The sequence below is a fragment of the Telluria sp. AZSoR62 genome (assembly GCF_058111565.1).
This window is the reverse complement of sequence record NZ_JBYTST010000064.1, coordinates 1-505: the sequence shown is the minus strand read 5'-3', so window position 1 is coordinate 505 and position 505 is coordinate 1. Positions and strand designations below refer to the sequence as shown.

Annotated in this window: 1 protein-coding gene; it reads right to left on the bottom strand. The window is 63.2% G+C overall.

What is annotated here, in order from left to right; all coding sequences use genetic code 11:
* A partial coding sequence (locus AC3XQU_RS22875; RefSeq protein WP_489876452.1) for a hypothetical protein occupies window positions 1-505 on the bottom strand: 505 nt, incomplete at both ends.

Genomic DNA, 505 nt, shown 5'->3' with positions numbered 1-505 from the left:
CTCGGTGCAGGTTGCTCGACAGCCAGTCATGCTTGCTGACGTCAGTAGTCAGGCTTTCCTTTCCGAGGACGACATGCAGTTTCTTCAGCTGCGCCGCCGTGATCATCTCCTCCGCGACGGCGTCTTCTACCTGCGCGATGTCCGGTTCCGCGACCGGATTTGAGGGGCCTTCGTTGAACTCGTCGAGGTGGGTGACATCGACCGGTGCAGGCGCAGGCTCCGCTTCAGCGGCGACCTCAGGCTGCGGTTCGGGTGGCGCGGTCGTGATGCCGAGGCTGTCAGAAATCCGCTGACCATCCTCACGCTGCGAGGTGACACGCGTCGGCCGGACGTCTTCCATCTCCTCACGCGAGTACGGCATACCGAGCAGGCAATCCGGAGCGACCCTGCGCGCGCACTCCGCAGTCGCCCGGGCGTACAGCATGTTCTCCGGTTCGGTCTCGTACTTCTTGTTCGTGAACAGTCCAGCCTTCTTGGCCCGCTCGATAGTCCACACCGACTCCTC